The sequence below is a fragment of the Paracnuella aquatica genome (genome assembly GCF_003332885.2).
In the GTDB taxonomy this organism is placed as follows: Bacteria; Bacteroidota; Bacteroidia; order Chitinophagales; family Chitinophagaceae; genus Flavisolibacter; species Flavisolibacter aquaticus.
In genome coordinates this window covers 410,356-435,900 of the sequence record NZ_QOWJ01000001.1, presented here as the reverse complement: position 1 = coordinate 435,900, position 25,545 = coordinate 410,356, and the positions used below count along the sequence as shown (strand labels likewise).

General features: G+C 49.0%; 21 protein-coding genes. 8 read left to right on the top strand and 13 right to left on the bottom strand.

What is annotated here, in order from left to right:
- Positions 1-219: 219 nt before the first annotated feature.
- Complete coding sequence (gene ychF / locus DRJ53_RS01940; protein ID WP_114233891.1) at positions 220-1,317, top strand: redox-regulated ATPase YchF; 1,098 nt, start codon at positions 220-222, stop codon at positions 1,315-1,317.
- 278 nt (positions 1,318-1,595) lie between these two features.
- On the opposite strand, the gene DRJ53_RS01935 is transcribed toward ychF, so the two are convergent.
- From DRJ53_RS01935 to DRJ53_RS01895, 9 genes are all read right to left on the bottom strand, one after another.
- Positions 1,596-5,039 carry a hypothetical protein gene (locus DRJ53_RS01935; RefSeq protein ID WP_241558423.1) on the bottom strand — a complete coding sequence of 1,148 codons (3,444 nt, stop codon included), beginning with the start codon at positions 5,037-5,039 and terminating at the stop codon, positions 1,596-1,598.
- Between the two features lie 297 nt (positions 5,040-5,336).
- Positions 5,337-6,101, bottom strand: a complete 765-nt coding sequence (locus DRJ53_RS01930) for a succinate dehydrogenase/fumarate reductase iron-sulfur subunit (RefSeq protein WP_114233890.1) — start codon at positions 6,099-6,101, stop codon at positions 5,337-5,339.
- Positions 6,102-6,325: 224 nt separating this feature from the next.
- Positions 6,326-8,299 (bottom strand): fumarate reductase/succinate dehydrogenase flavoprotein subunit, encoded by a 1,974-nt coding sequence (locus tag DRJ53_RS01925; RefSeq protein ID WP_114233889.1) that lies wholly within the window; start codon positions 8,297-8,299, stop codon positions 6,326-6,328.
- A 128-nt stretch (positions 8,300-8,427) separates the two neighbouring features.
- Positions 8,428-8,814, bottom strand: coding sequence for a hypothetical protein (locus DRJ53_RS01920; RefSeq protein ID WP_114233888.1), 387 nt, complete (start codon positions 8,812-8,814; stop codon positions 8,428-8,430).
- A gap of 2 nt (positions 8,815-8,816) precedes the next feature.
- On the bottom strand, positions 8,817-9,455 hold the full coding sequence (locus tag DRJ53_RS01915; RefSeq protein ID WP_114233887.1) for a SatD family protein: 639 nt from the start codon (positions 9,453-9,455) through the stop codon (positions 8,817-8,819).
- A gap of 82 nt (positions 9,456-9,537) precedes the next feature.
- Positions 9,538-10,257: a succinate dehydrogenase cytochrome b subunit gene (locus DRJ53_RS01910; protein WP_114233886.1), complete on the bottom strand. Its 720-nt coding sequence runs from the start codon at positions 10,255-10,257 to the stop codon at positions 9,538-9,540.
- Positions 10,258-10,344: 87 nt separating this feature from the next.
- Entirely contained in the window at positions 10,345-10,911 is a 567-nt protein-coding gene (locus tag DRJ53_RS01905; protein WP_114234411.1) for a hypothetical protein, read from the bottom strand.
- Positions 10,912-11,051: 140 nt separating this feature from the next.
- Positions 11,052-11,870: an N-acetylmuramic acid 6-phosphate etherase gene (murQ, locus tag DRJ53_RS01900; protein ID WP_114233885.1), complete on the bottom strand. Its 819-nt coding sequence runs from the start codon at positions 11,868-11,870 to the stop codon at positions 11,052-11,054.
- Positions 11,871-11,904: 34 nt separating this feature from the next.
- Positions 11,905-12,762 carry an N-acetylglucosamine kinase gene (locus DRJ53_RS01895; protein WP_114233884.1) on the bottom strand — a complete coding sequence of 286 codons (858 nt, stop codon included), beginning with the start codon at positions 12,760-12,762 and terminating at the stop codon, positions 11,905-11,907.
- A gap of 105 nt (positions 12,763-12,867) precedes the next feature.
- Between DRJ53_RS01895 and DRJ53_RS01890 the strand changes: the two genes are divergently transcribed.
- The gene (locus tag DRJ53_RS01890) at positions 12,868-14,460 is read left to right on the top strand and encodes a S41 family peptidase (protein WP_114233883.1); all 1,593 of its coding nucleotides are present in this window, start codon (positions 12,868-12,870) and stop codon (positions 14,458-14,460) included.
- Between the two features lie 171 nt (positions 14,461-14,631).
- Here the strand turns inward: DRJ53_RS01890 and DRJ53_RS01885 are convergent, their stop codons facing one another.
- Positions 14,632-15,006: a DUF6249 domain-containing protein gene (locus DRJ53_RS01885; RefSeq protein WP_114233882.1), complete on the bottom strand. Its 375-nt coding sequence runs from the start codon at positions 15,004-15,006 to the stop codon at positions 14,632-14,634.
- Between the two features lie 483 nt (positions 15,007-15,489).
- On the opposite strand from DRJ53_RS01885, the gene DRJ53_RS01875 reads away from it, so the two are divergent.
- Positions 15,490-16,074: an RNA polymerase sigma factor gene (locus DRJ53_RS01875; RefSeq protein WP_241558422.1), complete on the top strand. Its 585-nt coding sequence runs from the start codon at positions 15,490-15,492 to the stop codon at positions 16,072-16,074.
- Between the two features lie 38 nt (positions 16,075-16,112).
- On the top strand, positions 16,113-16,655 hold the full coding sequence (locus tag DRJ53_RS01870) for an anti-sigma factor family protein (protein WP_114233880.1): 543 nt from the start codon (positions 16,113-16,115) through the stop codon (positions 16,653-16,655).
- A 72-nt stretch (positions 16,656-16,727) separates the two neighbouring features.
- Here DRJ53_RS01870 and DRJ53_RS01865 read toward each other — a convergent pair whose 3' ends face one another.
- Positions 16,728-19,001 carry a Tex family protein gene (locus DRJ53_RS01865; protein WP_114233879.1) on the bottom strand — a complete coding sequence of 758 codons (2,274 nt, stop codon included), beginning with the start codon at positions 18,999-19,001 and terminating at the stop codon, positions 16,728-16,730.
- A 277-nt stretch (positions 19,002-19,278) separates the two neighbouring features.
- On the opposite strand from DRJ53_RS01865, the gene DRJ53_RS01860 reads away from it, so the two are divergent.
- Positions 19,279-20,634, top strand: coding sequence for a pyridoxal-phosphate dependent enzyme (locus DRJ53_RS01860; RefSeq protein ID WP_114233878.1), 1,356 nt, complete (start codon positions 19,279-19,281; stop codon positions 20,632-20,634).
- Between the two features lie 350 nt (positions 20,635-20,984).
- Here DRJ53_RS01860 and DRJ53_RS01855 read toward each other — a convergent pair whose 3' ends face one another.
- A complete protein-coding gene (locus DRJ53_RS01855) occupies positions 20,985-21,359 on the bottom strand; it encodes a hypothetical protein (RefSeq protein WP_114233877.1) in 375 nt (124 codons plus the stop codon).
- Positions 21,360-21,391: 32 nt separating this feature from the next.
- On the opposite strand from DRJ53_RS01855, the gene DRJ53_RS01850 reads away from it, so the two are divergent.
- From DRJ53_RS01850 to DRJ53_RS01840, 3 genes are all read left to right on the top strand, one after another.
- Positions 21,392-22,174 carry an ABC transporter substrate-binding protein gene (locus DRJ53_RS01850; RefSeq protein ID WP_114233876.1) on the top strand — a complete coding sequence of 261 codons (783 nt, stop codon included), beginning with the start codon at positions 21,392-21,394 and terminating at the stop codon, positions 22,172-22,174.
- Between the two features lie 194 nt (positions 22,175-22,368).
- The gene (gene fbaA / locus DRJ53_RS01845; RefSeq protein WP_114233875.1) at positions 22,369-23,436 is read left to right on the top strand and encodes a class II fructose-bisphosphate aldolase; all 1,068 of its coding nucleotides are present in this window, start codon (positions 22,369-22,371) and stop codon (positions 23,434-23,436) included.
- Between the two features lie 166 nt (positions 23,437-23,602).
- Positions 23,603-24,553: a sugar phosphate isomerase/epimerase family protein gene (locus tag DRJ53_RS01840; RefSeq protein WP_114233874.1), complete on the top strand. Its 951-nt coding sequence runs from the start codon at positions 23,603-23,605 to the stop codon at positions 24,551-24,553.
- A gap of 183 nt (positions 24,554-24,736) precedes the next feature.
- On the opposite strand, the gene DRJ53_RS01835 is transcribed toward DRJ53_RS01840, so the two are convergent.
- Positions 24,737-25,525, bottom strand: a complete 789-nt coding sequence (locus DRJ53_RS01835; RefSeq protein WP_114233873.1) for a mechanosensitive ion channel family protein — start codon at positions 25,523-25,525, stop codon at positions 24,737-24,739.
- Between the last annotated feature and the right edge of the window lie 20 nt (positions 25,526-25,545).

Here is a 25,545-nt window from a genome sequence, read left to right as displayed (position 1 = left end):
CAGCCAAACGCCCGGATGCACATACCGGGCCGAAAGGTAACAGTTTAAGGGTAAAGTTTTGGCGCGGCCGGTTTAGCTTATCTTTGCGAACCTTTTTGATTGACGATTTACGATTTCGGATTTACGATTATTTAAATACAATCGTAAATCGTAAATCCAAAATCGTAAATCCAATAGGCATTTGCAATAAATAAAAAATCTTAAACATAGACATCAAAAATGGCTTTACAAGCAGGTATCGTAGGCTTGCCCAACGTGGGAAAATCAACTCTTTTTAACGCGGTTAGCAACAGCGCCAAAGCGCAGGCAAGCAATTACCGCTTTTGTACCATCGAGCCCAATGTAGGCCTGGTAGATGTGCCCGACGAACGGCTGGCAAAACTGGCCGAACTGGTGCAGCCTAACCGCGTCGTGCCCACCCAGATCGAGATTGTGGACATTGCCGGACTTGTGCGGGGCGCATCGAAAGGCGAAGGTTTGGGCAACAAATTCCTGGGCAATATCCGCGAAGTGGATGCCATCATCCACGTGATCCGCTGTTTTGAAGACGAGAACATTCTTCGCGACGAAGGCGCCATCAACCCCGTTAGCGATAAAGAAATCATCGATACCGAGTTGCAGTTGAAAGACCTGGACAGCATTGAAAAAAAAATCGCGAAAACAGAGAAAAACGCAAAGTTCGATGTAAAGGCCAAGGCCGAACTGGAAGTGCTACAACGCTGCAAGGCACACCTGGAGCAGGGCAAAAGTATCCGTTCGCTGGACATTGCCCCGGAAGAGCGCAGCGCCATTGCCGACCTGTTTTTGCTCACCGAAAAACCCGTGCTATATGTCGCCAACGTAGACGAACCATCGATGCACACCGGCAATAAATTTTCCGAAGCGCTGATTGCCTCGGTAAAGGACGAAGGCGCCGAGGTGATCATCATGAACAACTCCATCGAAGCCCAGATCTCTGAAATGGAAGACCCCGCCGACCAGGCCTTGTTTATGGAAGAATACGGCATGAAGGAACCGGCGCTGAACCGCCTCATCCGCTCTGCCTACAAACTGCTGCAACTGCAAACTTATTTTACGGCAGGCGTGCAGGAAGTTCGTGCCTGGACCATCCACGAGGGCTGGAAAGCGCCACAGGCTGCTAGCGTTATTCATACCGATTTTGAAAAAGGATTTATCAAAGCCGAAGTGATCGGGTACGACGACTTTGTACACTACGGCTCCGAAGCAGCCTGCCGCGAAGCCGGCCGTCTGCGCATTGAAGGAAAGGAATACATCGTAAAGGATGGCGATGTGATGCACTTTCGGTTCAATGTGTAACTAGTTTGAAGAAAACGTCGTTAGTTCAAAAGTTCAATTTGTTTAAACGTTGAAATAGTTAAAGCCACAGAGAAAAACTCTGTGGCTTTTTGGTTTTATGTAACCGGCTTTTACAACCCTATTAAACTTCCGTTGCGTCGCACACTTTTACTGCAGTAACGTTATTATCAAATGAATTATACTACCCTTATGCGCTACAAGCCCTTCGGGCTATTTTATGACTGCCTTCTTTATCTACCACATCAATCGTATAAGCGGATCATAAAAAAACATCTCCCTTAAAACAAAGCCCGCAAACTTGCCTTTCCGGTATGCACCGTCTTGGCGTTTGCCGGCTGGCGGCCATCGTACTGAAAGTTCACTTCCACGTTATTGAGCAGCCGGCGGGTCAGATCAATATTCCATAAAAAGTTCTGGCCGGGCAGCAGGCCATCCAACATGGTGTAAGCAATAGCCGTGTTGGCTTTGTTGTTGGCGCCTTTGTCGGTATATGCAATATTGTTCCAAACAAACCGCGCCGTCACCGAGCTGTTTTGCAGCACATTGTATTTTGTTTCAAAATTCAGGGAATGCGACAGCGACTCTTGTCCGCCCCACTCCTGCCCATTCTTTTTTTGTTCGTATTTGTAGCCGGCCTGTAGCCGGAAGCTGGTACCTTTTGTATAACTCAACCTCGGTTCGGCCGAGGCTAACGCCAATGCATAGTTGCGGTTTTCAAAAGAAGGTGTATACAATTCGTTGCTGCCTTTGCGGCCCGCCACATCCAGTGTAATCGAACGGCTCCACATCCAGCGCAGCTTGGCGATCAGGTCGGTTTGCCCGCGGCTTTCATAGCCATAAGTAAGCAATGCTTTTGCATCGCTCCGGAACGAAGTAAGATCGAGCCCCCATACCGACGACGTGCGGTTAAACGAAATAGTATTTGCATAAGTGGTGTTGAGGCTCAGCAAAGCCGTGTCCTGTATGCCGTATTTAAAAGGGTTGGCTTCTACTGTTCCTTTGGCAATGCTTTTTTTACTCCACTGCATCGACGATTGCACAGTAAACCTGTTGAGAAACTTTTGCAAACGGGTAATATCTGTGCCGCTCCACAACGACTTCGGCACCAGGTTCATGTTGTAATTGAGCGTGGTAAATGCAGCTTTTATAAAATCATTGGTAGGCACCAAAATGCGCACAAACTTGGCCTGGTCGCGGAACTGTGCAATCTCAAATTCATTCAGTTGTTGCACGCCATCTTCATTGTAGTCGCGCCAGGTAAATTCGCCCTGCCCTGCGGGCACTTCGATATAGGTAAAATCCCTGCGTTGCTCCTGTCCTGTGCCCAACTCGTACAACACATTGCCCACCAGCAGGCCTTTCCATTCATTTACCATGTACTCAGCACGGCCCAAAACTGTTTGGTCGGGTTGCTGTTGCGACAAGTCTTTGCGTTCTACTTTGAGTTGGCGGTAAGTTGCGTTGAGCAGCAATTGATGCCGTTGGCTTTGCAAAATTTCTGCGCCAAAATTCAGGTTGTAACTACGGTCGGTGCGGGCCAGTTTTTCCCGTTCGGGCAGTTGATCGGCGCGGGTAAAAAAGGTTAGGTTGTACCGGTTTTTGCGTTCATCGCTGGTGCGCAGCGATGCGGTATAAGTGGTAAATGCAAAGCTCAATCGCGACAGCGAATCCGTTTGCAGGTGCCGCACTTCGTTGCGTTCCTGGGCATAGCGCAAGGCCACTTCAATGCCGCCCAATTTTGGCAGCGTTTTGCGTACATCCACTACCGGCCGCAGGTAGCTGCCTTTTTCGGTTTGGGTGGTAAAGTTGGTCAGCAGTGCATTGTTTTGCACGACCCATGTCTTATGCCGCAGGCCGTATTGCGCCGTGTTTTGAAACCCTTTATAACCATCGCTGCGCTGGTAGGTAGTGAGCTGGTAGGAAAAATGTTGCTGCTCGCCTTTTTTTATTCCAGATGCCAGTTTTACTATCGTTTCATCGGCGGGCTGCAACAACAACGGAAGGCCCCATTCCCTGGAAAATTCAACAAACCGGAGCCGCTCCAGCGGCCTGAACCGTGACTGCACATGTTCCACATCCACCGACGAAAGCAGGCTCCATTTGGCGCCAAACTTTGCAGCATTGGTGTAGTTCAATCGTGCGGCTATACCTGCGTCATCGCCAGCATTTTTCGATGACAATGTATTGAGATCCGTATTGCTCATCGCCATTTCAGCTTTCAGCAAATTATTTTTATCCACCTGGTATTCCGTGCCTACGCTGATCAACTGTTGTTTTTTCGGCGGCACTAAAATCGTTACCGGCTCAAAACGCCCTTGCGGCACTCCGTTCAGCGGATCAACGTATTTAAACACCTTACCATTTGCGCCATTAAAATCGGGCACATAATTACCTCGGCCAGCACCCAGATCGGCAAACTGCAGCGAGTACCGGGCCAGCGCAGAATCCGTTGAATACCGGTAGAATGAATCCAGGCCGTTGCCGGTTTGCACGTACACCCGCTCATACAACACTTTGTCTTTTGAAAAAGAATCGGCCACAACATTGGGATACAGCGCCCGCTGCACACTATCGCCCAGGTTGAACAGGAACTGCTTCTGATCGTCGGAAAGCGGCTGGTTGATTGGCGAGTTCTTTGCATCGTTGTTGGAAAATGCGCCAATCTTAATTTTCAATTTATTGTTGATCGTTACCGTTTGGTTGGCGTAGAGGTTTGCATTGAGGTAGTTGCGGTCGGCGTACTCAAATTCCACTTGTATCCGGCTGTCCTTGGTGATCATGCGCCGCGGCATGAACGTTATTTCCGCGGTGTTGTAGTTGATGATATAATCCGCGTCCTCGCCGCGCTGCAATAACTCACCATCAATAAACACCCGCTCAGTATTGGCCAGTACAATAAAAAAAAACTCGTTGTTCGCACCGCTCAACCGGTACGGGCCTTGGTTTCCCTCGAGGCCCTGGAAAACGTTGCGGGTGAATTTTCCTTTGGCGATAGAACCGCTCACCAGCGTGGAGGTCTGCACATTGCGCGACCATTGGTTTTGGGTGCGGAACGTAACGCCCTGCAGGCGTTTGTAAAAATTCAGGAAATACAGATCGTTTTGGCGCAGGTCAATATCGCCTAAGTTCAGCTGCCAGCCACCTTTTTTAAACTGTAAAAAAACCTGGTCGAACTCGTTGAGTTGCTGCGTGGTACCGTCGGGCTGTATGGGCAGATTATTGTCTGAGATGGCTGCCGCAATTTCAATACTATCAGCTAGCATACCGTTGAGCTGGAGGTTAAAATTGGATTGCACCACCGCATCCTGGTTGTTGCCAAACGAAATGCCGCGGCCAAACGAACCGTTGTATTGCAGGTTGCCAAACGACAGCAGCGACCTGCCTCCTGCCGATGCCGGCCCAGAAAAAGGCACGATGGCCGTGGCATCGGCAACGCTGTCGTAATTGAGGCGCTGTGCAGCGGCATTGAATCGGTAGGGAAAAACGCGGTAGCTAATTGAAACGGAATCGGTCGTTGGCGCCTGAAGCCAGGTCAGGAACGAGGTGATATAATTTACTGAAAATGTAGTGTCGGCAATGCCCCCAACTTTTACGGTTCCGGGAACAATACTCAATGTATCGAGCAGCACGAGGCTGGTGCCAGCTGCAATGGTCTTGTGCCGCAGGTTGGAAGTTTGCGCCATAGCAGCAGGCAGTTGTGCCTGCGCCGGTAGCGAAAACAAACAGCACAGTAAAATGCATATACAGCCGATCTGCTTCAAAAGCAATTGTTTTTCAGATGCGCTCCGGAAGGGTGCGGCAATTCTGAGATATTGGTGATTGAAGGCGCAGGAACAATTGATTTTCCTGCATTTACCCAAAAATACAAAAGCTCCCGAAGGAGCCCGCCACTTAACGGCAAACAGGGTTCAATTATTGCCGGAGCCGAATGTTTGACCGTTGGACCGATTATAAAAAAACAGGCTTGTTCTTACACCTTGGGCGTAAAAACAAGCCTGAAACCTATAAAGAATGTGCAACTATTTCTCCGATGAAAGACCAGCCATCAGGTAGTCTTTGTTCATCCGCGAAATGTTGGTGATCGAAATTTCTTTGGGGCAAACGGCCTCGCAGGCACCGGTAAAGGTGCAGGAGCCAAAGCCTTCTTTGTCCATCTGCGCCACCATGCTCAGCACACGGCTTTTGCGCTCCGGCTGGCCTTGGGGTAGCAGGTTGAGGTGCGCCACTTTTGCCGCCATGAACAAGGATGCGGAAGCATTTTTACAAGCAGCAACGCAGGCGCCGCAGGCAATACAGGAAGCTGCCGCAAATGAGGCGTCCGCCTTGTCTTTTTCCACCGGAATGGCATTACCATCAACCGCGTTACCGGTGTTGATGGAAACAAAGCCGCCCGCTTGTACAATGCGGTCAAAGGAAGAGCGGTCGGTAACTAGGTCTTTAATAACCGGGAAAGCCTGTGCACGCCAGGGTTCTACTACGATGGTGTCGCCATCTTTGAAGGCACGCATGTGCAGCTGGCAGGTAGTGGTGGCATGCCATGGACCATGCGGCCGCCCATTGATGTGCATGGAGCACATGCCGCAAATGCCTTCGCGACAGTCGTGGTCGAATGCGATGGGATCGGCACCCTCGCGAACCAGGCGTTCGTTCAGCACGTCGATCATTTCCAGGAACGACATTTCCGAAGAAATGTCCGCTACTTTATAGGTTTCAAAACGACCCTTAGCGTTCGTGTTTTCCTGGCGCCAAACTTTCAGCGTCAGGTTCATATTATAATGTTCCATTCTGATGAATTTGAGAATTTGGCAATTTGAGAATTTGAAAATTCAAACAGCCAAATGATATTTTAAAAACCGGGTTTTGAGGAATAGATTGTTTTGAAAAATTTGCTGATCAATTCGTCGAAACCGGCTTTCAATTGTGTGTCAAATGTTCGATTTGCTTTGCCCGCAGTTTTCAATTTAAACAGGTGGCTATTTTCAAATGACCACATGTTCAAATTTTCAAATTACTTATAGCTCCGCTGGCTTGGCTTCACCACTTCGTAATTCAGGGGCTCTTTGTGCAGCTCCCATTCGTGTTCGCCTTTCATTTGCCAGGCGGCCACGTACATAAACTGGTCGTCGTGGCGCAGCGCCTCACCTTCTTCAGTTTGGTGCTCCTCGCGGAAGTGACCACCGCAGCTTTCTTCGCGGTGCAGGGCATCGCGGCACATCAACTCACCCAGCTCAATAAAGTCGGCCACGCGGTTGGCTTTGTCCAGCTCGGGGTTAAAATCGGCAATCTTGCCCGGGATCCGGATATTGCTCCAAAACTCTTTTTTCAGTTCCTGAATTTCCTTGATGGCTTGTGTCAATCCTTCCCGGTTACGGGCCATACCGCATTTATCCCACATGATCTTGCCCAGGCGCTTGTGCATGCTTTCCACCGTTTCGGTGCCTTTGATGCTCATCAGCTGGTTCAGGCGGTCGCTTACTGCTTTTTCAGCGTCGATAAACGAAGGGTGATCGGTTGGAATATTGGTGGTCCGGATCTCGTCGGCCAGGTAGTTACCAATGGTGTAAGGAATCACGAAATATCCATCGGCCAGGCCCTGCATCAATGCCGAGGCACCAAGGCGGTTGGCACCGTGGTCGGAGAAATTACATTCGCCCAACGCGTACAAGCCGGGAATAGAGGTCATCAGCTCATAATCCACCCACAGGCCACCCATGGTATAGTGTACCGCGGGGTAAATGCGCATCGGCACTTCGTATGGGTTTTCGCCGGTGATCTTTTCGTACATGTCAAACAGGTTGCCGTACTTTTCTTTCACCACTTCTTTACCCATAGCGGTAATGGTGGCGGCATCCACGTTGGCGAGGTTGCGTTTACCCGCTTCAATTTTACCATAGCGCTGAATGGCATCGGCATAATCGAGGTAAACAGCCTGCTTGGAAGTGCCGACGCCGTAGCCGGCATCGCAACGTTCCTTGGCGGCGCGGCTGGCCACGTCGCGGGGAACGAGGTTACCAAACGCCGGGTATCTTCTTTCGAGGTAATAATCTCTTTCTTCTTCAGGGATATCGCCTGGGCGGCGGTCATCGGCTTTTTTCTTCGGTACCCAAATGCGGCCGTCGTTGCGCAGCGATTCCGACATCAGCGTCAGCTTGCTTTGGTGCTCGCCGGTAACGGGGATACAGGTGGGGTGAATTTGGGTAAAACATGGGTTGCCAAAATGGGCGCCCTTGCGGTGTGCTTTCCAGATGGCTGTGGTGTTGGAACCCATGGCGTTTGTGGAAAGATAAAATACGTTGCCGTAGCCACCCGAGCACAACAGCACTGCATGTCCGGCATGTCGCTCCAGCTCACCTGTTACCAGGTTGCGGGCTATAATGCCGCGGGCCTTGCCGTCGATGGTTACCACCTCCAGCATTTCGTGGCGGGTGTATTGTTTTACGTTGCCTAATGCTACCTGGCGCTCCAGTGCCTGGTAGGCACCAATGAGCAGTTGCTGACCGGTTTGGCCGGCGGCGTAAAAAGTACGCTGCACCTGCGTACCGCCAAAAGAGCGGTTGGAAAGCAGGCCGCCGTACTCACGGGCAAAAGGAACGCCCTGCGCCACGCACTGGTCAATGATGTTGGCACTAACCTCGGCCAGGCGGTGTACGTTGGCTTCGCGGGCCCGGTAGTCGCCTCCCTTGATGGTGTCGTAAAACAGGCGGAACACAGAGTCACCGTCGTTCTGGTAATTTTTTGCAGCGTTGATACCACCTTGTGCGGCAATGGAGTGAGCCCGGCGTGGAGAGTCCTGGAAACAGAACACTTTTACCTTATAGCCCAGTTCGCCAAGCGAAGCCGCCGCCGAAGCGCCGGCCAGCCCGGTACCTACAATAATGATCTCGAGCTTACGCTTGTTGGCAGGGTTTACCAGTTTAACGTGTCCTTTGTAGTCCTCCCACTTTTTGTCTAAAGACCCATCAGGAATTTTTGCATTAAGCATACGTCAGTTCTAATTAACGAGTAAAAATATGTTGTTTGCCTCTTGCTGTCCGTATCGAGGCGCCACCGCATTTTATAACAACCAAACCGTTTCAAAAGATGATGCGCTGTTGTTAATTAATCCCCTGTTCAACATTTGATGAGGGGCAGCACCATCTTTACAACAAAACCGATCAGTACCGAATAACTTACGTTGATCATGGTGCCCGCCAGGAAGTACATGCTGTTCTTTTCGATCTCTTCCTTGCGTACCATGGTTTTGGCCGTAAACACAATGGCCAGTGCGGTGTAAGCTTCCAGCATCATCAGCGCCAGTACCAATATGTTTTCGCACTTACCAATGATGATCCCGATTTCCAGCCGTTTCTGCACCGATTCTTCGGGCTTGTCGGCTGCGGCTACCGCTTCTATGGATTGTTGCGCCACTTTGCTCAATATGTACCGGACCACCGAGCCGCTGGTTAGCAACACCAGGGCAAAGGCCAGTACAATAATGAGGTAAGCAACCGCACACATAGTTATTTAAATTGGTCGTTCAGCCATTGCTGCAGGTCACTTTCCAGTTGCTGCACCTGTGCTGCGTTGATTGTTTTCAGCGTTTTTGAAACCGTTTGCTGCGTCACCTCCAGGCTTTTGGCCACTGCTTCCTGGTTGCCTTCTTTCAGGTAAGTGGCGTAGAGCAGTCTTTGCCGGCTCGTCCAACTGCTTTTTAGCAACTGCAGCGCATTGATGTTGAGCTGCAGCAACAGGTCAGTTTGCTTGCTGCCTGTATTGGCGGCCAGCAATAACCCACTTGCCTTTAGGCTGCTCATCAGGCTTGCAGCCTGGTGAAATGCAGGCCCGTCGGCCTGGGTAATGTTGGTTGTTTGCGGCAGTTCCACTGCGCCTTTTACCATCACCACCCGCATTTGCTCGGGGGCCAGCAATGTGTTGAGCATATCAATGAGCTGGTACAAACATGCCGGGTTTTTGATCAGGGTGGCCGCTTCGTCCAACCCTTTCCAACCCTGCATCGGCATCCGGAGGTCGTTGGCCAGGGCAATATTTATTTGCTGTATGGCCCGGTCAAAAACCGTTTTGAAAACCTTCCGGTCTGGTATGTTGCGCGATGCTACCACATCGGTGAGCACCACATAATATTCTGAGGCTTTTTTCATACAACCCTTTTTGTTGTTTTTCAAATATACAACCTAAAATGGTTGTTATTTTATTTTACAAACAAAATTGGTTGTATTAAAATTATACGCCTGGTTTTACCCACTGCAGGTACATAGCCACAGGCATCAGCGCAAACAACACCGAAACCACGATGGCAAAACCATAACCCAGGCTCTTCAGCATGGTCAGGTATTTTCTGTTGTGCACGCCCATGGTGCGGAAGGCACTATGAAAGCCATGCATCAGGTGAAACAGCAACGATGCGCAGGCCACCAGGTATAACAAAACGATATAAGGATTTTGAAAAACTTCGTACATGCGCAGGTACAGGTTGTGCATCTCAACACCATTGCCATAAGATACAGGTGCAAGGTCGTGCGACACACGGGAAGGCCACCAGAATGCGCTGATGTGCACGATCAAAAACAGGAAGATAATGGTGCCCAGCAAACCCATGGAACGGCTGTACCATTTGGAGCCGCGGTTGCCCAGATCAACGGCATAACCTTGTCCGCGGCGACGGCGGTTTTGCACTTCAAGCTGCCAGCCCTGGATGATGTGGAGGATAAAACCGGCAAACAACACCAACTCCAGCAAACGGGTTACAATAGTAGAACCCATGAAGTGTGCGGCGCGGTTAAACATCTCACCATCATCGTTGGGATTAAGAAAAGAAAGGTCTGCGAAAATGCAGGCATTGAGGCCAACGTGAATGATCAAGAATGAAACCAGAAAAAGACCCGTCAGGCCCATTACAATTTTCTTACCGATCGCCGATGTAAAGAAGTAAGACCATTTCATATTAACAGCAGGAAGTGGTGAAAAATTTGTGGCAAATGTAAGGGCCAATGCTGACAAAAATCAATATTTACGTTTACTGCAATATCATTACACTGAAAGCCGGCGCCCCAGATTTCCATCAATGAGCTTGAACAAATGAAACGGTTTGTAGGTTCGCCAGTTGGCCAGTTCCATCAGCTCCACATAGTAGTTGATCTTTGCTTTGCGAAAATCATGTTGCGTGGCTTCGGGCATGTTCAAACAAACAACCCATCCTTCTTCATCCGTTACTTCTTCGTGCCACTCCTGGTAATAGTCGCGGTCGCCGCTGTGAAAGTTGAGTACGTTCTCGGCAATGAGTATAAACTTGGTAATACCCTGTTGTGCAAATTCATCGATCACATCACGCTTCAAGGTCATGATGTCGTTTTCAATGGCATCGTTCCATTCGCCAAGCAATTCAATCACGATGTAATGCTCATCATAATCGGCCAGCAAAACTTTTAAGTAAAGTGTGCGGCTGCCAAAATCATCCCATTGCGGATGTATGTAATAATTGTACACAGTAGCCGAGTATTCAAACTCGGAATACTGTCGTTTGTAAAACGGCGACCGCTCATCTTCTTCACTCACGTAAATGTGCCGCCAATTGTAGAATGGTTCTATTTCGTGCATTAAAATAAAAGGGGTTAAATGGGCTATGGCCACCGCAGCGGCCATGGCTTCAGGTCAGTCGTCAAAGTTACCTTGCCCGCTATTTATTTCAATGCTAAAATTTATGGCAAAAAGGGGCATTGTGTTTTGATGTTTCCAAACTATACACCGGCATTTTCCACTGCCTTTTTTACACTGCCCCATTTTATGAGCAATGCTTTTGCCTGCTCATAATCGGCAAGCTGCAGGCGCTCCATCAGCATTTTGGTGCCGCGGTCCACCAGCTTTTCGTTGGTCAGTTGCATGTGCACCATGCGGTTGTCCTCTACCCTGCCCAGCCCAATCATTACCGAAGTGGAAATCATGTTCAGCACCAGCTTTTGCGAGGTACCGCTTTTGAGCCTTGTGCTGCCGGTAATAAACTCGGGGCCTACTGCCACAGCAATCGGGAAATCGGCTTCCTGCGTTAGCGGCGACCCGGGATTGTTGGTAATGCTGCCCGTGGCAATGCCCCGTCTGCGGCACTCCTGCAGCGCACCAATAACATAAGGCGTGGTACCGCTGGCGGCAATGCCGATCACAAAATCTTTATCCGAAACATTATGGGCCTGCAGATCGGACCAGCCTTGTGCGGCATCATCTTCGGCGCCCTCCACGGCCTGTGTAATGGCCCGTTCGCCGCCGGCAATAATGGCCACCACCAACCCGGGCGGCACACCAAACGTGGGCGGACATTCGGATGCATCTACAACGGCCAGTCGGCCGCTTGTGCCGGCGCCAATATAAAAAAGACGGCCGCCGGCCAGCAGGCAATCAAGTGCCGCTTCGGCCAGTTGTTCAATTTGCGGCAGCACACTAGCTACTGCCTGCGGCACGGTCTGGTCTTCCCCATTCATATGCTGCAGCACTTGCTGCAGGCTCATTTGCTCCAGGTGCCGGTATTTGCTTGGTGCTTCGGTTATCTTATCGAAATGGTTCATAGTGCGGGTTTAATATGCGGCGCATCAGTGGAGGCTACTGCCCTACATCATCCTTATGATAATTGATCAATCCCTGCATGGGGTTTTTATAAATATTACCGGCATCAAAGCCATAGCTGCTGCACAACTCCTGCAGCACATCCCTGAAGCCCCAGGCAACGCCACCTACAAAATGCACCGGGTATTTCCATACTTCGGCGTATTTATTCAAGTGGGTAAAAAAGAAATCGTTGAGGCCGTCTTCAATAATATTCTCGATCATATAATGGCCGCGGTTCTCGGCCAGAAATGGCGTAAACGAACTAAGGTACCGGTTGGGCAGCGGCTTGCGGTACACGTTTTCCAAAATTTCCACGGCGCTGGTAGTAAAAGTCGCATCGAAACGGGACCGCAGGTCTTCATCAAAAGTGCCGTACAAATAGTACTGCACCACTTTTTTGCCCAGGTAAGCGCCGCTGCCTTCATCGCCCAGTACGTAGCCCAGGCCGGGGCTGTTTTTTTTGATCTTGCTGCCGTTGTAATAACAGCTGTTGGAGCCGGTGCCCAAAATGCAGGCTATGCCTTTTTCGTGGCCGCAGCCAGCACGGGCCGCCGCCATCAGGTCGGTGTCCACCGAAACTTTTGCCTCGGGGAACAAACCTTTCAGTACCGCTTTGATCATTTTCGCATTTTCGGGATTGGCGCAACCGGTGCCGTAATAAAACAATCCCGAAATGGTTTTGTTTTTGATCTTGGGCAGCAGCTCTTTCCGGAGCACGGCGTCGATGCCATCACTGTCCATAAAGTACGGACTGATGCCTTGCGTAAAGACTGTTTTTTTGCGGCCTTCAAATAGCAGGCACCATTCGGTTTTGGTAGATCCGCTGTCGGCAATAAGAGTTGCAGTGTGCATGATGGGCGCTTAAAGTATTGTTGAATAAAGGTAGCGGCTTGCGTTGCTTTTGGTAAATGACCTAATTTGCAAACTTAAATCAGTATCAAAAAGAGCAGCATAAAGATGAGTAGAAAAAAATTACAGGTGTGGCTTCCCCTGATCTTTTCCGTGATCATGATCCTGGGGATGGTCTTTGGATTTAAGCTACACCAGCAAACCGGCAGCACCCGCGGCTTTTTTAAGCTCGACCGCCGCAGCTCGCTGCAGGAGGCCCTGGACCTGATCCAGGACCGATATGTAGATTCGGTGAACCTGGGCTCCCTGCAAGACAGTGCGCTGGAAGGCCTGATGAATAACCTCGATCCGCACTCTGTTTATATACCCGCCAAAAATTTTGGCGAAGCCAATGAAGACCTTGTGGGCAACTTCGACGGAATTGGCGTGGAGTTCAATATTTTTTCCGACACCGTACATATATTATATGTAATTCCCGAAGGCCCCGGCGACAAAGCGGGCCTGCAGGTGGGCGACCGCATCATTGCCGTGGACGATTCATCGGTGGTGAGCAAAACCATGCCTTCGGAAGATATCCGCCGCATGATCCGTGGCAAGGCCGGCACCAAGGTGGACCTGACCATTAAACGCGGCGCAGAGATCAAACACATTGTGCCCACCCGCGGCATTATTCCGCTGCCGGCAATGGATGCGCATTTTATGCTGGACACCGCCACCGGCTACATCAAGCTGAGCAAATTTTCGGAAACCACTTACCGCGAGTTCATGCAATCGATGGAGCAGCTGCAGGCGCAGAAAATGCGGAGCCTGGTGCTGGACCTGCGCAATAACGGCGGTGGGCTGATGAGCCAGGCCATTAAAATTGCCGATGAATTTTTGGATGGCGATAAATTGATTGTGTACACTGAGGGCACCAACACGCCACGGCAGGAACACCGGGCACAGAAAGAAGGCGTTTTTGAGCAAGGCAAACTGGTGGTGCTGGTCGACGAGCTTTCGGCTTCGGCATCTGAAATATTGGCCGGCGCCCTGCAGGACTGGGACCGCGCCACTATTGTTGGCCGCCGTACATTTGGCAAAGGCCTGGTGCAGGAGCAATACATGCTGAGTGATGGTTCGGCCATCCGCCTCACCGTTGCACGCTACTTTACGCCATCGGGCCGCAGCATCCAGCGCTCCTACGAAGGCGGTAAAAAAGTGTACATGGAAGAACTGTACAGCCGTTACCATTCCGGCGAAATGCTTACTGCCGACTCCATTCACAATATTACCGGCAAAGCTTATAAAACAAATGCGGGCCGCACCGTTTATGGCGGCGGCGGCATTGTACCCGATGCATTTGTGCCCATTGATACCAGCCTGGTAACCCGCAGCGTAACACGGCTCTACCTCGATGGCCGGTTCAACAATTTTGTATACCAGTATTATATCCAAAACGGCAACCTGTTTAAGCAGTACAAAACACCTGCTGAATTTGCCGCTAAGTACAACAACCTGGAAGACGCCTGGGACCACCTGGTGCAGTATGCATCGAAAGACAGCATCAACCTGAAAAATATTCCGCAACGCGACAAGGCGGAAATTCAGGAACAAATGAAAGCTTACCTGGCCCGCTTCCGCTGGCGTACCCAGGGTTTTTATGAAGTAAATGCCCTGTACGATGACATGATCGCGAAGGCTAGGAAAGAACTGGCCAAATAGTGTTGATTTACGATTGACGATTTTGGATTGACGATTTTTGGCAAACGGCTGCTTTACTTGAAGCAGCCGTTTGTTATTTACACACATAAAAAAACGCCTGCAGTGCAGGCGTCTTCAATATTGTAGGTATCTATTTAAATCGTCAATCCAAAATCGTCAATCGTAAATCCCTTATCGGTACTCCGGTTCGCGGCGGGCAGGTTCTACCTCGCGGTTCGGCGTCAGGGTTTCTTTTTTCTCAATGCGGTAAGACAGCATCAATCCAATACCGCTACCAATAGCGATCAGGGCAAAATAGATGGGTTCGTTGCCCCAGCTGCCCATGTTTTTATCGAGGAAAAATGCCAGGAGCAAGCCGATGCCGGCACCAAAAAACACAAGGCCCGATTTAAGACTGCGGTACGGCGCGGGGCGATTGGCAAATTGTTTGGGGTTCATGCCTTTTTCGATCATGGCCATATTCTCTTTGGTTTTCAGGTACACAATGCCAAAAACCATTGCAAATGCGCCGAGGGAGGTGATGATCGGGATTAAAAACGGTGACATAAAAATTCAGTGTTATGGTTTAAAAAGTTGTTTGCTGTTTTCCTATCTGACTACAGTGGTACCGCTGCGGTTACAGAAATTCAGGATTTTTTTAAAAGAACTGCAAGCATCGCTTACAAACATTAGGACGCTGGCACAAGAGCGGTGGTTACAGCCCGGTTTCATTTTTCTTTAAAAAGGATCAAATGCACCGAAGAACTGAGTATTAATGATAGAAAGCGAAGAACAATTCAAGCATCCCGAAAACATCCTTTCCTATCAAAGGTTGATCCTACGCTTTCATTATATATAGCAACCACACTCCGCCATTCAGCGCAATTAAAATAACAACATCGCAAGTAGTCCATTACAGTATTGTTGATCCATCCCCAACAAAAGGGCATTCGGAACAAAACAGAGGCAATTCATCACCTGTCGTTGTGAAAGCTAAAAAATTTTCTCAACCTTGCACCTGTAACCAACCCCAACAACACAGCGTCATACATGCAGATGCACAACGAAATAGCTGACAACGCAATCATCGAGCAGGTGCTCAAAGGCGATCGCAACGCTTTTGGCACCCTAGTGGAGCGTTACCAGTCGTTTGTTTTTACCATTGCCCTGCGCTATGTAAAAGGCCGCGAAGATGCCGAAGAACTGGCCCAGGATATATTTGTAAAAGCATACCGTTCGTTGGCCGACTTCAAGGGTACGTCCAAGTTCAGCACCTGGCTGTACACCATTACCACCACCACCAGCATTTCGTTTTTACGTAAAAAAAAGCTGGAAGTGCATTCGCTGGACAATGAAAAAGTGTTTGCCGTAGCCGATAATTTTGATGGCGGCATGAACGCCAATGTCATTGAACAAAAGTCGCGGCAAAATATGGTGAACGCTGCCATCCGGCTGCTTAGCCCCGACGATGCACAGGTGATCACGCTGTTTTACAAAGGCGAACAAACGCTGGAAGAAATTGCGCAGGTAATGGGTAAAGAGCCCAATGCGGTAAAAGTGCAACTGCACCGGGCACGTACCCGATTGAAAGAAAAAATGCAGCAGCATTTTGCCGCCGAAGTGCGGGATTTGTAAGCCGCATGTGCACATTAACTAACCACAAATGAACGACCATGAATAACAGGCACGAAGCGTTCGACCCGGCAGATGATGCGGCGATGGAGTTGCGGATTTGGGAGTACATAGATGGGCTTAGCACCGATGCGGAGCGTTCGGAAATTGAACAGTTGTTGGTGGAACACGCCGCGTGGCGCGAAAAATACAAGGAATTGCTGTCGGTGCACCAAATGCTGGATGCCACCGAACTGGAGCAACCCTCCATGCGTTTTACCCGCAATGTGATGGACGAAATTGCGCGGCTGCAAATTGCACCAGCCACCAAGGCTTATATAGACAAAAAAATCATCTGGGGCATCGGCGCCTTTTTCGTTACCGTCATTGTAGGTTTCCTTGTATACGGCCTCAGCCAGATCGATTGGTCCGCCGGCGCATCCGGCACCAGCAAAATGTTGGGCGTCGATTTTACCGAGGTGGATTATAGCCAGGTGTTCAACAATAATTTTGTGAATGTGTTCATCATGCTGAACATTACCCTAGGACTGATTTTACTGGATCTCTACCTGACACAGCGCCGCAAAACCTGGCAGCAGGCATAAGTTTTCGTTTGCTTTGTTCAATAAAAAAATGCCCCAGCACAAGCGGGGCATTTTTTTATTGATACATAAATATTAGTCTTTGAATTTGCTTTTCAACGCCTGCAGGCTTTTTTGAAAATCGTTCAGCGAAGCTTGCTTGGGTGCGGGTTTAGCGAAGGATTTATTGCCGCCACCAGTACTGCGCGGCTCCGGCGTCGCACTTCGGTCGTCAGGCTTTGTAGTTTTCATGGTTAATGCAATTCGTTTGCGGGCAACGTCCACTTCGGTAACGGTAACCTGCACTTTTTGTCCCAGTTTCACCACCTCGTTCGGGTCGCTGACAAAGCGGTTGCTCAATTGCGATACATGCACCAGTCCATCTTGTTTCACACCAATATCCACGAAGGCACCAAATGCAGTGATGTTGGTAACAATGCCCGGTACCTGCATGCCCACTTTTACATCTTCAATGCTCTTGATGGTGTCGTCAAAACGAAACTCCTCAATTGGGGCACGTGGGTCGCGACCTGGCTTTTCCAGTTCTTTTAAAATATCATCGATGGTAAACTCACCCACCGTTTCGGAGATGTATGCTTTTTTATTGATCTTTTTGCGCAGCTCGCCCTTTTTGATCAACTCTTCCAGCGAAGCCTGCAGGTCGGCAGCCATGCGCTCCACTACGCCATAACTTTCGGGGTGCACCGATGAATTATCCAAGGGATTTTGGGCGCCGGGAATGCGCAAAAATCCTGCGCATTGCTCAAAGCTTTTCGGGCCCATCATCGGCACTTTCTTTAATTCGCTGCGGCTTTTGAACGGACCATTTTGTGCCCGGTATTCCACAATATTTTTTGCCAATGTGCCATTGATGCCCGACACATATTGCAGCAGGTGTTTCGATGCGGTGTTCACATCCACACCTACAAAGTTTACCGCACTTTCCACCACGCGGTCCAGCGCATCTTTCAACTTTACCTGGTTTACATCATGCTGGTACTGGCCCACGCCAATCGATTTGGGATCGATCTTTACCAGTTCGCTCAATGGGTCGAGTAGGCGCCGGCCAATGGAAACTGCGCCACGCACCGTTACATCATGGTCGGGAAATTCTTCACGGGCCACTTCCGATGCAGAATAAATAGAAGCGCCGCTCTCATTGACCTGGAACACGCTAACAGGTTTGCCAAAATCAATGCTGCGCACCAGCGTTTCGGTTTCGCGGCCAGCAGTGCCGTTGCCAATACCAATCGCTTCGATGTCATATTTATTCACTAGGTGCTTTATTTCTGCAATGCTTTCCTGCCACTGGTTTTGCGGCGGATGCGGGTAAATGGCCGTGTTGTGTACCAAGTTCCCTTGGGCATCTAGGCAAACCAATTTGCAACCAGTGCGGAAACCGGGATCCAACGCCAGCACCCGTTTGTTGCCCAGCGGCGATGCCAGCAACAATTGCCGCAGGTTTTCAGTAAAAACCGTTATTGCTTCATCATCGGCCTTGGCCTTGCTGGTCAGGCGGTATTCGCTTTCAATAGAAGTTTTCAGCAGGCGCACAAAAGAGTCTTCCACGGCCTTGCGTACTTCGTCAGCAGCGGGATTATTATCTTTTACAAAAATGCGGCTCAGTTCATCCACCGCCGATTCTTTTTCAATGGTAATGTCCATCGCCAGGTAGCCTTCTTTTTCGGCACGCCGAATGGCCATGATGCGGTGCGACGGGCTTTGCGACAAGGGCTCGCTGAACTCAAAATAATCACGGTATTTCTGCGCTTCGGGTTCGTCTTTTTTGGAAAGAAAAACTTTCGAAACCAGCGTGCCGGTTTCGGTAAACAATTGCCGCACTTTGTTGCGAGCTTCTTCGGCTTCCGATACCCATTCGGCAATGATATCACGGGCTCCCTGAAGGGCTTCCTTGCTGTCTTTTACTTCTTCTTTGATGTATGCAGCGGCTTCATTTTCCGGATCGATGTTGCCTTGTTCGAAAATAAGTTTTGCCAGCGGCTCCAGCCCTTTTTCAATGGCTTGCGTAGCGCGGGTTTTGCGTTTGGGTTTATAAGGCAGGTAAATATCTTCCAGCACAGTGAGGTCCAGTGTTCCTTCAATGCGTTCTTTTAATTCAGGCGTTAGTTTGCCTTGCCCGTCGATGGTTTTCAGTACCGTTTCCTTGCGCTTGTCCAGCTCGGTAAAATACTTGATCTCTTCCACCACGTTCCCGATCTGCACTTCGTCCATGTTGCCGGTGGCCTCCTTGCGGTAGCGGGCCATAAACGGTATGGTGGCACCTTCCGACTGCATCTGGTACACGTTGTTGATCTGTTTGAGGCTCAGCCCCAGCTTTTCTGCGATGTTTTGGATATACTTCGATTCCATGTGCACGTTTTAGCCCGTTTTTTAAACAGGGTGGCAAAGGTAACCAGTGATTTGTATGATTAGGAAAGGATTTTAAGGATGGTAGTATACAAATTCGAAATTTCCGGTTCATCAAATTTCCATTTTAGCATACTGCACAATCATCATCGTTACAGATGATTTTTCCCCTAAACGCGAAATCATTTTAATCCTTTTCCAATCCTCGAATCACCGGTTCCAAAATCATTTCCAATCAAACAAATCTGTGGTTTTACCTTTGCCGCATTAATCCCACTGCATGGACATCAAGAAAAATATTCTGGAAACGATTGGCAACACGCCGTTAGTGCAACTCAATAAAATTACCCGCGACCTTCCCTGCGAGGTGTATGCCAAGGTAGAATATTTCAACCCCGGTAACAGCACCAAGGACCGTATGGCCCTGAAAATGGTGGAAGTGGCCGAAGCCGAAGGCAAGCTGAAACCCGGCGGCACCATCATTGAGTGCACATCGGGTAATACCGGTTTGGGATTGGCAATGGCGGCCGTGGTAAAAGGGTTCAAATGCATTTTCACCACTACCGACAAACAGTCGCAATCGAAAATGGACATTCTGAAAGCGCTGGGCGCCGAAGTGATCGTTTGCCCTACAAACGTGGAGCCCGAAGATCCCCGCTCCTATTATTCTGTTGCGGCAAGGTTGGCTAAGGAAATTCCAAACTCCTTCCTTATGAACCAGTATGATAACCTGGCTAACAGGCAGGCACACGTGGAAACTACCGGCCCCGAAATCTGGCGCCAAACGGAAGGTAAGGTAACGCATTTTGTTACTACCGCAGGAACCGGTGGCACCATCACCGGAACGGCCATGTACCTAAAAAAAATGAACCCCGATATCCAAATCTGGGCGATTGATGTGTACGGTTCGCTGCTAACTAAATACCACCGCACCGGCGAGATTGACATGAACGAAGTTCATCCATACATATCGGAAGGTTTTGGTGAAGACTTTGTGCCGCAGAACTACGACATGAGTGTGATCGACCACTTTGAACAAGTGACCGATAAAGACGGTGCCTTATTTGCGCGTAGGCTTGCCCGTGAGGAAGCGCTGTTTTGCGGTTATAGCTCGGGTAGCGTGCTGGCTGGTTTGATGCAACTAAAAGACAAACTGAAAAAAGACGACGTTGTAGTGGTGTTGCTGTGCGATCATGGCAGCCGCTATGTGGCTAAAATTTACAACGACCAGTGGATGTCGGAACGTGGCTTTTTTGAAGTAAAAACCTTCCGCGACGTAGTATCTGCACGGGGCCGCAAAAGGCTCATCACCATCGAGCCTACACAGTCAGTTTCCGAGGCAGTGGAACTGATGAAGGAATACGACATTGAACACATCCCTGTTGTAAAAGATGGTGAGCTTGTTGGTGCAGTGTCGGAAAGCGGCTTGTTTCAACGGGTTTTTGGCGACCCCGAACTGCGCACTGCTAAAATTGAAACGGTGATGGATAAGTGCTTTCCGGTGGTTGCAATGGAAACGCCTGTTGAAAAACTGAGCACCCTCATTAATAAAGAAAATGGCGCGGTGCTGTCGCAGGATGAGACCGGCAACCTTCAGATTGTAACCAAATACGACGTGCTGCAGGCCCTTGCCTGATGTATTAAAAAAGTAGTAGAAATTACTTAGTTCGCAAAAAAGCCGGTCGAGGGATGCAATATTGCCCGACCGGCTTTTTTCGTAAAAAAACCATCCACTTTGAATAATATAAATTTTTCTACATACAATAGCAATAGCCGGGGTTTCTTTTATTTTACAGCAGCAACATTTTCTCTTTAGGCTGCAAAATATGGGGTATTAGCCGAAGGCAGTTTTCGTAAAATCCCGATACCCATTTTCAGAAAACACGGCATGGGGGCCGCCGGTTTTACACAATGCGGCGTATTTACTACATGCGAAAAATTGAGCGAAAGTTGTATTGAACAGCAAGCTCTGCCATTCTACATTTGTTATAGAAGTTGATGCGGTGAACGTTCCGTTTCCTTGAAAAACCGAAATGATCCAAATCCAAAGAGAATCCAACCGTCCAAAAATTGCATTATCCCTGTCCTGTGAACAACTAAAAGCACACGCATCAACTTCTTCCTTTTAAGGACAATTCCTATGATGACCAGTTCAACGTCCGGAAAAGCCAAACCGTCCATTATCCGTTTGAAAGCCGTTCCATATCTATGAAAACCTTTGGTGCCTAAACCGCCAGAATCCATTAGCCTATCACCACGCCGTTCCAATGAACACCGAATGGTAAATCCTTTTCCTCCTGCATTTGGTGCACACGCATTAAGGCAGGAGGAGGTGATAGCAAACAATTGCCTCTCTTTCATTTCTGTTGCATACTGCCTGCTATTTTTGCAACATGCCGTTAATTTCCACACCCACATTTTTTGCAAACAAACCGCCGCAGCGCATCGTTTCGTTAGTGCCTTCGCAAACCGAGCTGCTCGCCGACCTGGGCCTGGAACAGGAAGTGGCGGGCATCACGAAATTTTGTGTGCATCCTAACCAGTGGTGGCGCAATAAAAGGCGCATTGGCGGCACTAAAACGGTGGATGTGGCGGCTGTACTGGCTTTGCAGCCTAACCTGGTGATTGCCAACAAAGAAGAAAATGTTGCAGAACAGGTTTTGGAAATTGCGGCAACCGTGCCCACTTATGTTTCGGACATGGGCAATTTGAACGAAGCTCTGGCAATGATCAACACCATCGGGCAGTTGACACACCGCGAACAACAAGCCGATGCAATAATCGACAAAATTAAAAACGGCTTTAATCATTTAACGCCATTAAATCCGCCACTGAAAGCAGCTTACCTGATTTGGAAAGAACCGTGGATGACGGTTGGCAACGATACGTTCATCCACCACATGATGCAGCTTGCAGGGTTTGAAAATGTGTTTGCCGACAGGCAACGCTACCCCGCTGTTGAATGGAGTGAAATTGCCGCTACCGCGCCAGACGTATTGCTGCTTTCATCGGAGCCTTATCCGTTTAAGGAAAAACATATTGCTGCATTGCAGCCGCTGTTGCCGCAAACAAGAATTGTTTTGGTAGATGGTGAAATGTTTAGCTGGTATGGCAGCAGGCTGCTACATGCGCCACGGTATTTTACGCAGCTGCAAAAAGACATAACTAACAAATGATGTGCAATCGAAATGTATCAGATGCACATCGCCTGGAGCTTGTTTGATGCAAATCATATCAGCGTCGCTGTTCCCACCGCTTTGCGCTTTTAAACTAATGACAGCTATCAGGTGCAATACAAACAGTTTCTCATTATCTTCGGCAGCGAAAAAAAGGCGGGATCCTTTCCCAATCCACATTAAACCTGATCTTTATGGGTAAATACAAAGCCGGCGTCCTGTTCGGCGACGAACTCAGAGCTCTTTACCGCGATGCCTTGGAAAATGGCTTTGCGCTTCCTGCAGTGAACACTATTGGCACCAACAGCATCAACGCAACGCTGGAAACTGCTGCCAAAGTAAACTCTCCTGTGATCATCCAGTTTTCGAATGGCGGCGCCCAGTTTATTGCGGGCAAAAGCATGCCCAACAACAACCTGCAAGCAAATATCGTAGGCGCCATTTCAGGTGCTTTGCATATTCATACTGTTGCCAAATACTACGGAGTTCCCGTAGTGTTGCACACCGACCACGCAGCGAAAAAATGGCTGCCTTGGATCAGTGCGCTGCTCGATGCCGGCGAACAATACCACAAAGAAAAAGGCCAGCCGCTGTTTTCTTCGCACATGCTCGACCTGTCGGAAGAGCCGATTGAGGAAAACATCGAAACCTCGGTGGAATATTTCAAACGCATGGCACCGCTGGGCATGAGCATTGAAATTGAACTGGGCGTTACCGGTGGCGAAGAAGACGGCGTTGATAACAGTGGCGTGGAAAACGATAAGCTGTACACACAGCCCCAGGAAGTGGCTTATGCATATGAGCGCCTCAGTAAAGTTGGCGACATGTTTACCGTAGCTGCTGCCTTTGGCAATGTGCACGGCGTGTATAGCCCCGGCAACGTGGAGCTGCGTCCGGAGATTTTGAAAAATAGCCAGCAGTATATCCAACAACAATACGGTACCGGCGAAAAGCCCGTGTACTTTGTATTCCACGGCGGCTCAGGTTCGCCCCAGCACCAGATCCGCGAAGCCATTTCGTATGGTGCCATCAAAATGAACATCGACACCGATATGCAGTGGGCATTTTGGGAAGGTGTATTGCTCAATTACAAAAAAAGCGAGCATTACCTGCAGGCACAATTGGGCAATCCTGATGGTGTTGAAAAGCCCAATAAAAAATACTACGATCCCCGCGTTTGGTTGCGCAGTGGCGAGGAAAACTTTGTGAAGCGCCTAAGCGTTGCTTTCGAAGACCTCAATTGCATCAACCGCAATAGCTAATCTTTTTTATTTTAAGAATAAGCACAATGGCGCTGCCCCTAGGGCGGCGCTTTTTGTTGCAAAAAAGTTTTCTAAAAACCGTTTCGCTGCTTTTTAAATGCATTGCCGCTGCATGCAAAATCTTCATTAACTTAAGCCATATTTTTTCACCTAACAACGTTTGACCATGCTTCACTCCCGCCGTCGGTTTGTTCAAAACCTGGCAACGCTTGCTGCCGGTGCTGCCATTGCACCAAAGTTTTCCCATGCATTTGATGCAAAACCATCTTTTGAAATATCATTGGCCGAATGGTCGTTGCATAAAACGCTGTTTGCCAAAAAAATGACCAACCTCGAATTCCCCGAAGTTGCCCGCAAGCAATATGGGATTGGTGTGGTGGAATATGTAAACCAGTTTTTCAAAGACAAAGCACAGGACACTGCTTACCTCAACGACCTGCTGCAGCGCTGTAAAGACAATGGCATTAAAAACCACCTGATCATGATTGACGGCGAAGGCGGTTTGGGCGAACTCGACGCCGACAAGCGCAACAAAGCCGTCGAAGCGCATTACAAATGGGTGGATGCTGCTAAATATTTAGGTTGTGCCACCATCAGGGTAAATGCCTATGGGCAGGGCACCCGCGAAGAAGTGGCGAAAGCTGCTGTTGAGGGATTGGGTAAGTTGGGCGAATACGGTGCAAAAACCGGCATCAATATCATTGTTGAAAACCACGGTGGCTGGAGTTCCGATGGCCAATGGTTGTCAGGCGTGATGAAGCAGGTGGGCAAAAAAAATGTGGGCATCCTGCCCGACTTAGGCAATTTTTGTTTGCGCCGCACCGCAAATGGCTGCGCCGAAGAATATGACCGCTACAAAGGCGTGCAGGAGTTTATGCCCTACGCAAAAGGCATCAGTGCCAAAACATATGATTTTGACGAGCAGGGCAATTGCGTGGAAACAGATTACAACAAGATGATGCCCATTATCAAAAAAGCAAATTTCAACGGCATTATTGGTATTGAATACGAAGGCAGCAAACTGAGCGAAGAAGAAGGCATAAAAAAAACAAAACAACTGCTGGAGCGCATGGCCAGTGCACACGGTTTTGAGCTGCGCGGAAGCGGAAAAGTTTAGCGTAAAAGCAAAATCAAAAAGTAAAAATGCAAAAGGCGGATCCGAAACGGAACCGCCTTTTTTAGGCACTTTCATAAATTCACTTCATCGAACGGAAAAAAATAAATCACGAAATTATTTTTTAGAAAACGACAATAATGTCTCGCTACATTTTTGCCTTTTTACTTTTGACTTTTCACTTCCTCACGGCATGCCCGGAAGCTTGATACCACCAGCTTTCAGGTCATCAATGATATCTTCCTGGAACGCCAGTTTCACTTCGTGGTAATGGTGCGCATCCACCCAAATATTGATCATTACTTTATAACCGTCAGGGTCAACTGAAGAAACACCAAAGTTGGTGGCCGGATCATTTAAAATAGCCGGCGTCTGATCAATCCGCTTTTGTACAATTCGTTGCACTTCATCAAACGAAATTCCAAAATTGAATTTCAATTCAATGTCCAGCCGGCGTTTGCCCTGCCGGCTTAAGTTGATGATCACCTCGTTGGACAGCTTGCTGTTTGGGATGATTACCGTGGTGTTGGTTTGCGTGGTCACCACGGTATAAAAAATCTGAATAGAGCTGACAATGCCTTCCTGCCCTTGCGCCAAAATGCTGTCGCCTACGCGAAACGGTTTCAACAATAGGATCAAAACACCGGAAGTAAAATTCTGCAAAGTGCCTGATAGCGCCAGACCCGCAGCCACACCCAATGCACCAATCAGGGCAGTAAAAATGGTCATTTGCAAGCCCAGCACCTGCATCAAGGCCAGTATGAGCATTACCTGCATCACGGTTCCAAACAAGGAAATAAGGAAGGGCTGCAGCGATGGATCAAATTCGCGGCGGTGCATGTGCAGGTTCAGTGCCCTTTTCAAAAAGCGGATCAGCCAGATGCCCACAAATAATACAAAAACCGCGATGAGCAGCCTTGGCCCAACCGTCAATATCCACAGGTATGCTTTATCGTAAAATGCCTCCAAATTCATGGCGCGAAAGTAAAACGGAA

Bases quoted from the DNA above. Each gene is read 5' to 3' on its own strand.
- ychF (WP_114233891.1), top strand. From the start codon at position 220: ATGGCTTTACAAGCAGGTATCGTAGGCTTGCCCAACGTGGGAAAATCA.
- DRJ53_RS01930 (WP_114233890.1), bottom strand. From the start codon at position 6,101: ATGGAACATTATAATATGAACCTGACGCTGAAAGTTTGGCGCCAGGAA.
- DRJ53_RS01925 (WP_114233889.1), bottom strand. From the start codon at position 8,299: ATGCTTAATGCAAAAATTCCTGATGGGTCTTTAGACAAAAAGTGGGAG.
- DRJ53_RS01920 (WP_114233888.1), bottom strand. From the start codon at position 8,814: ATGTGTGCGGTTGCTTACCTCATTATTGTACTGGCCTTTGCCCTGGTG.
- DRJ53_RS01915 (WP_114233887.1), bottom strand. From the start codon at position 9,455: ATGAAAAAAGCCTCAGAATATTATGTGGTGCTCACCGATGTGGTAGCA.
- DRJ53_RS01910 (WP_114233886.1), bottom strand. From the start codon at position 10,257: ATGAAATGGTCTTACTTCTTTACATCGGCGATCGGTAAGAAAATTGTA.
- DRJ53_RS01905 (WP_114234411.1), bottom strand. From the start codon at position 10,911: ATGCACGAAATAGAACCATTCTACAATTGGCGGCACATTTACGTGAGT.
- murQ (WP_114233885.1), bottom strand. From the start codon at position 11,870: ATGAACCATTTCGATAAGATAACCGAAGCACCAAGCAAATACCGGCAC.
- DRJ53_RS01895 (WP_114233884.1), bottom strand. From the start codon at position 12,762: ATGCACACTGCAACTCTTATTGCCGACAGCGGATCTACCAAAACCGAA.
- DRJ53_RS01890 (WP_114233883.1), top strand. From the start codon at position 12,868: ATGAGTAGAAAAAAATTACAGGTGTGGCTTCCCCTGATCTTTTCCGTG.
- DRJ53_RS01885 (WP_114233882.1), bottom strand. From the start codon at position 15,006: ATGTCACCGTTTTTAATCCCGATCATCACCTCCCTCGGCGCATTTGCA.
- DRJ53_RS01875 (WP_241558422.1), top strand. From the start codon at position 15,490: ATGCAGATGCACAACGAAATAGCTGACAACGCAATCATCGAGCAGGTG.
- DRJ53_RS01870 (WP_114233880.1), top strand. From the start codon at position 16,113: ATGAATAACAGGCACGAAGCGTTCGACCCGGCAGATGATGCGGCGATG.
- DRJ53_RS01865 (WP_114233879.1), bottom strand. From the start codon at position 19,001: ATGGAATCGAAGTATATCCAAAACATCGCAGAAAAGCTGGGGCTGAGC.
- DRJ53_RS01860 (WP_114233878.1), top strand. From the start codon at position 19,279: ATGGACATCAAGAAAAATATTCTGGAAACGATTGGCAACACGCCGTTA.
- DRJ53_RS01855 (WP_114233877.1), bottom strand. From the start codon at position 21,359: ATGAAAGAGAGGCAATTGTTTGCTATCACCTCCTCCTGCCTTAATGCG.
- DRJ53_RS01850 (WP_114233876.1), top strand. From the start codon at position 21,392: ATGCCGTTAATTTCCACACCCACATTTTTTGCAAACAAACCGCCGCAG.
- fbaA (WP_114233875.1), top strand. From the start codon at position 22,369: ATGGGTAAATACAAAGCCGGCGTCCTGTTCGGCGACGAACTCAGAGCT.
- DRJ53_RS01840 (WP_114233874.1), top strand. From the start codon at position 23,603: ATGCTTCACTCCCGCCGTCGGTTTGTTCAAAACCTGGCAACGCTTGCT.
- DRJ53_RS01835 (WP_114233873.1), bottom strand. From the start codon at position 25,525: ATGAATTTGGAGGCATTTTACGATAAAGCATACCTGTGGATATTGACG.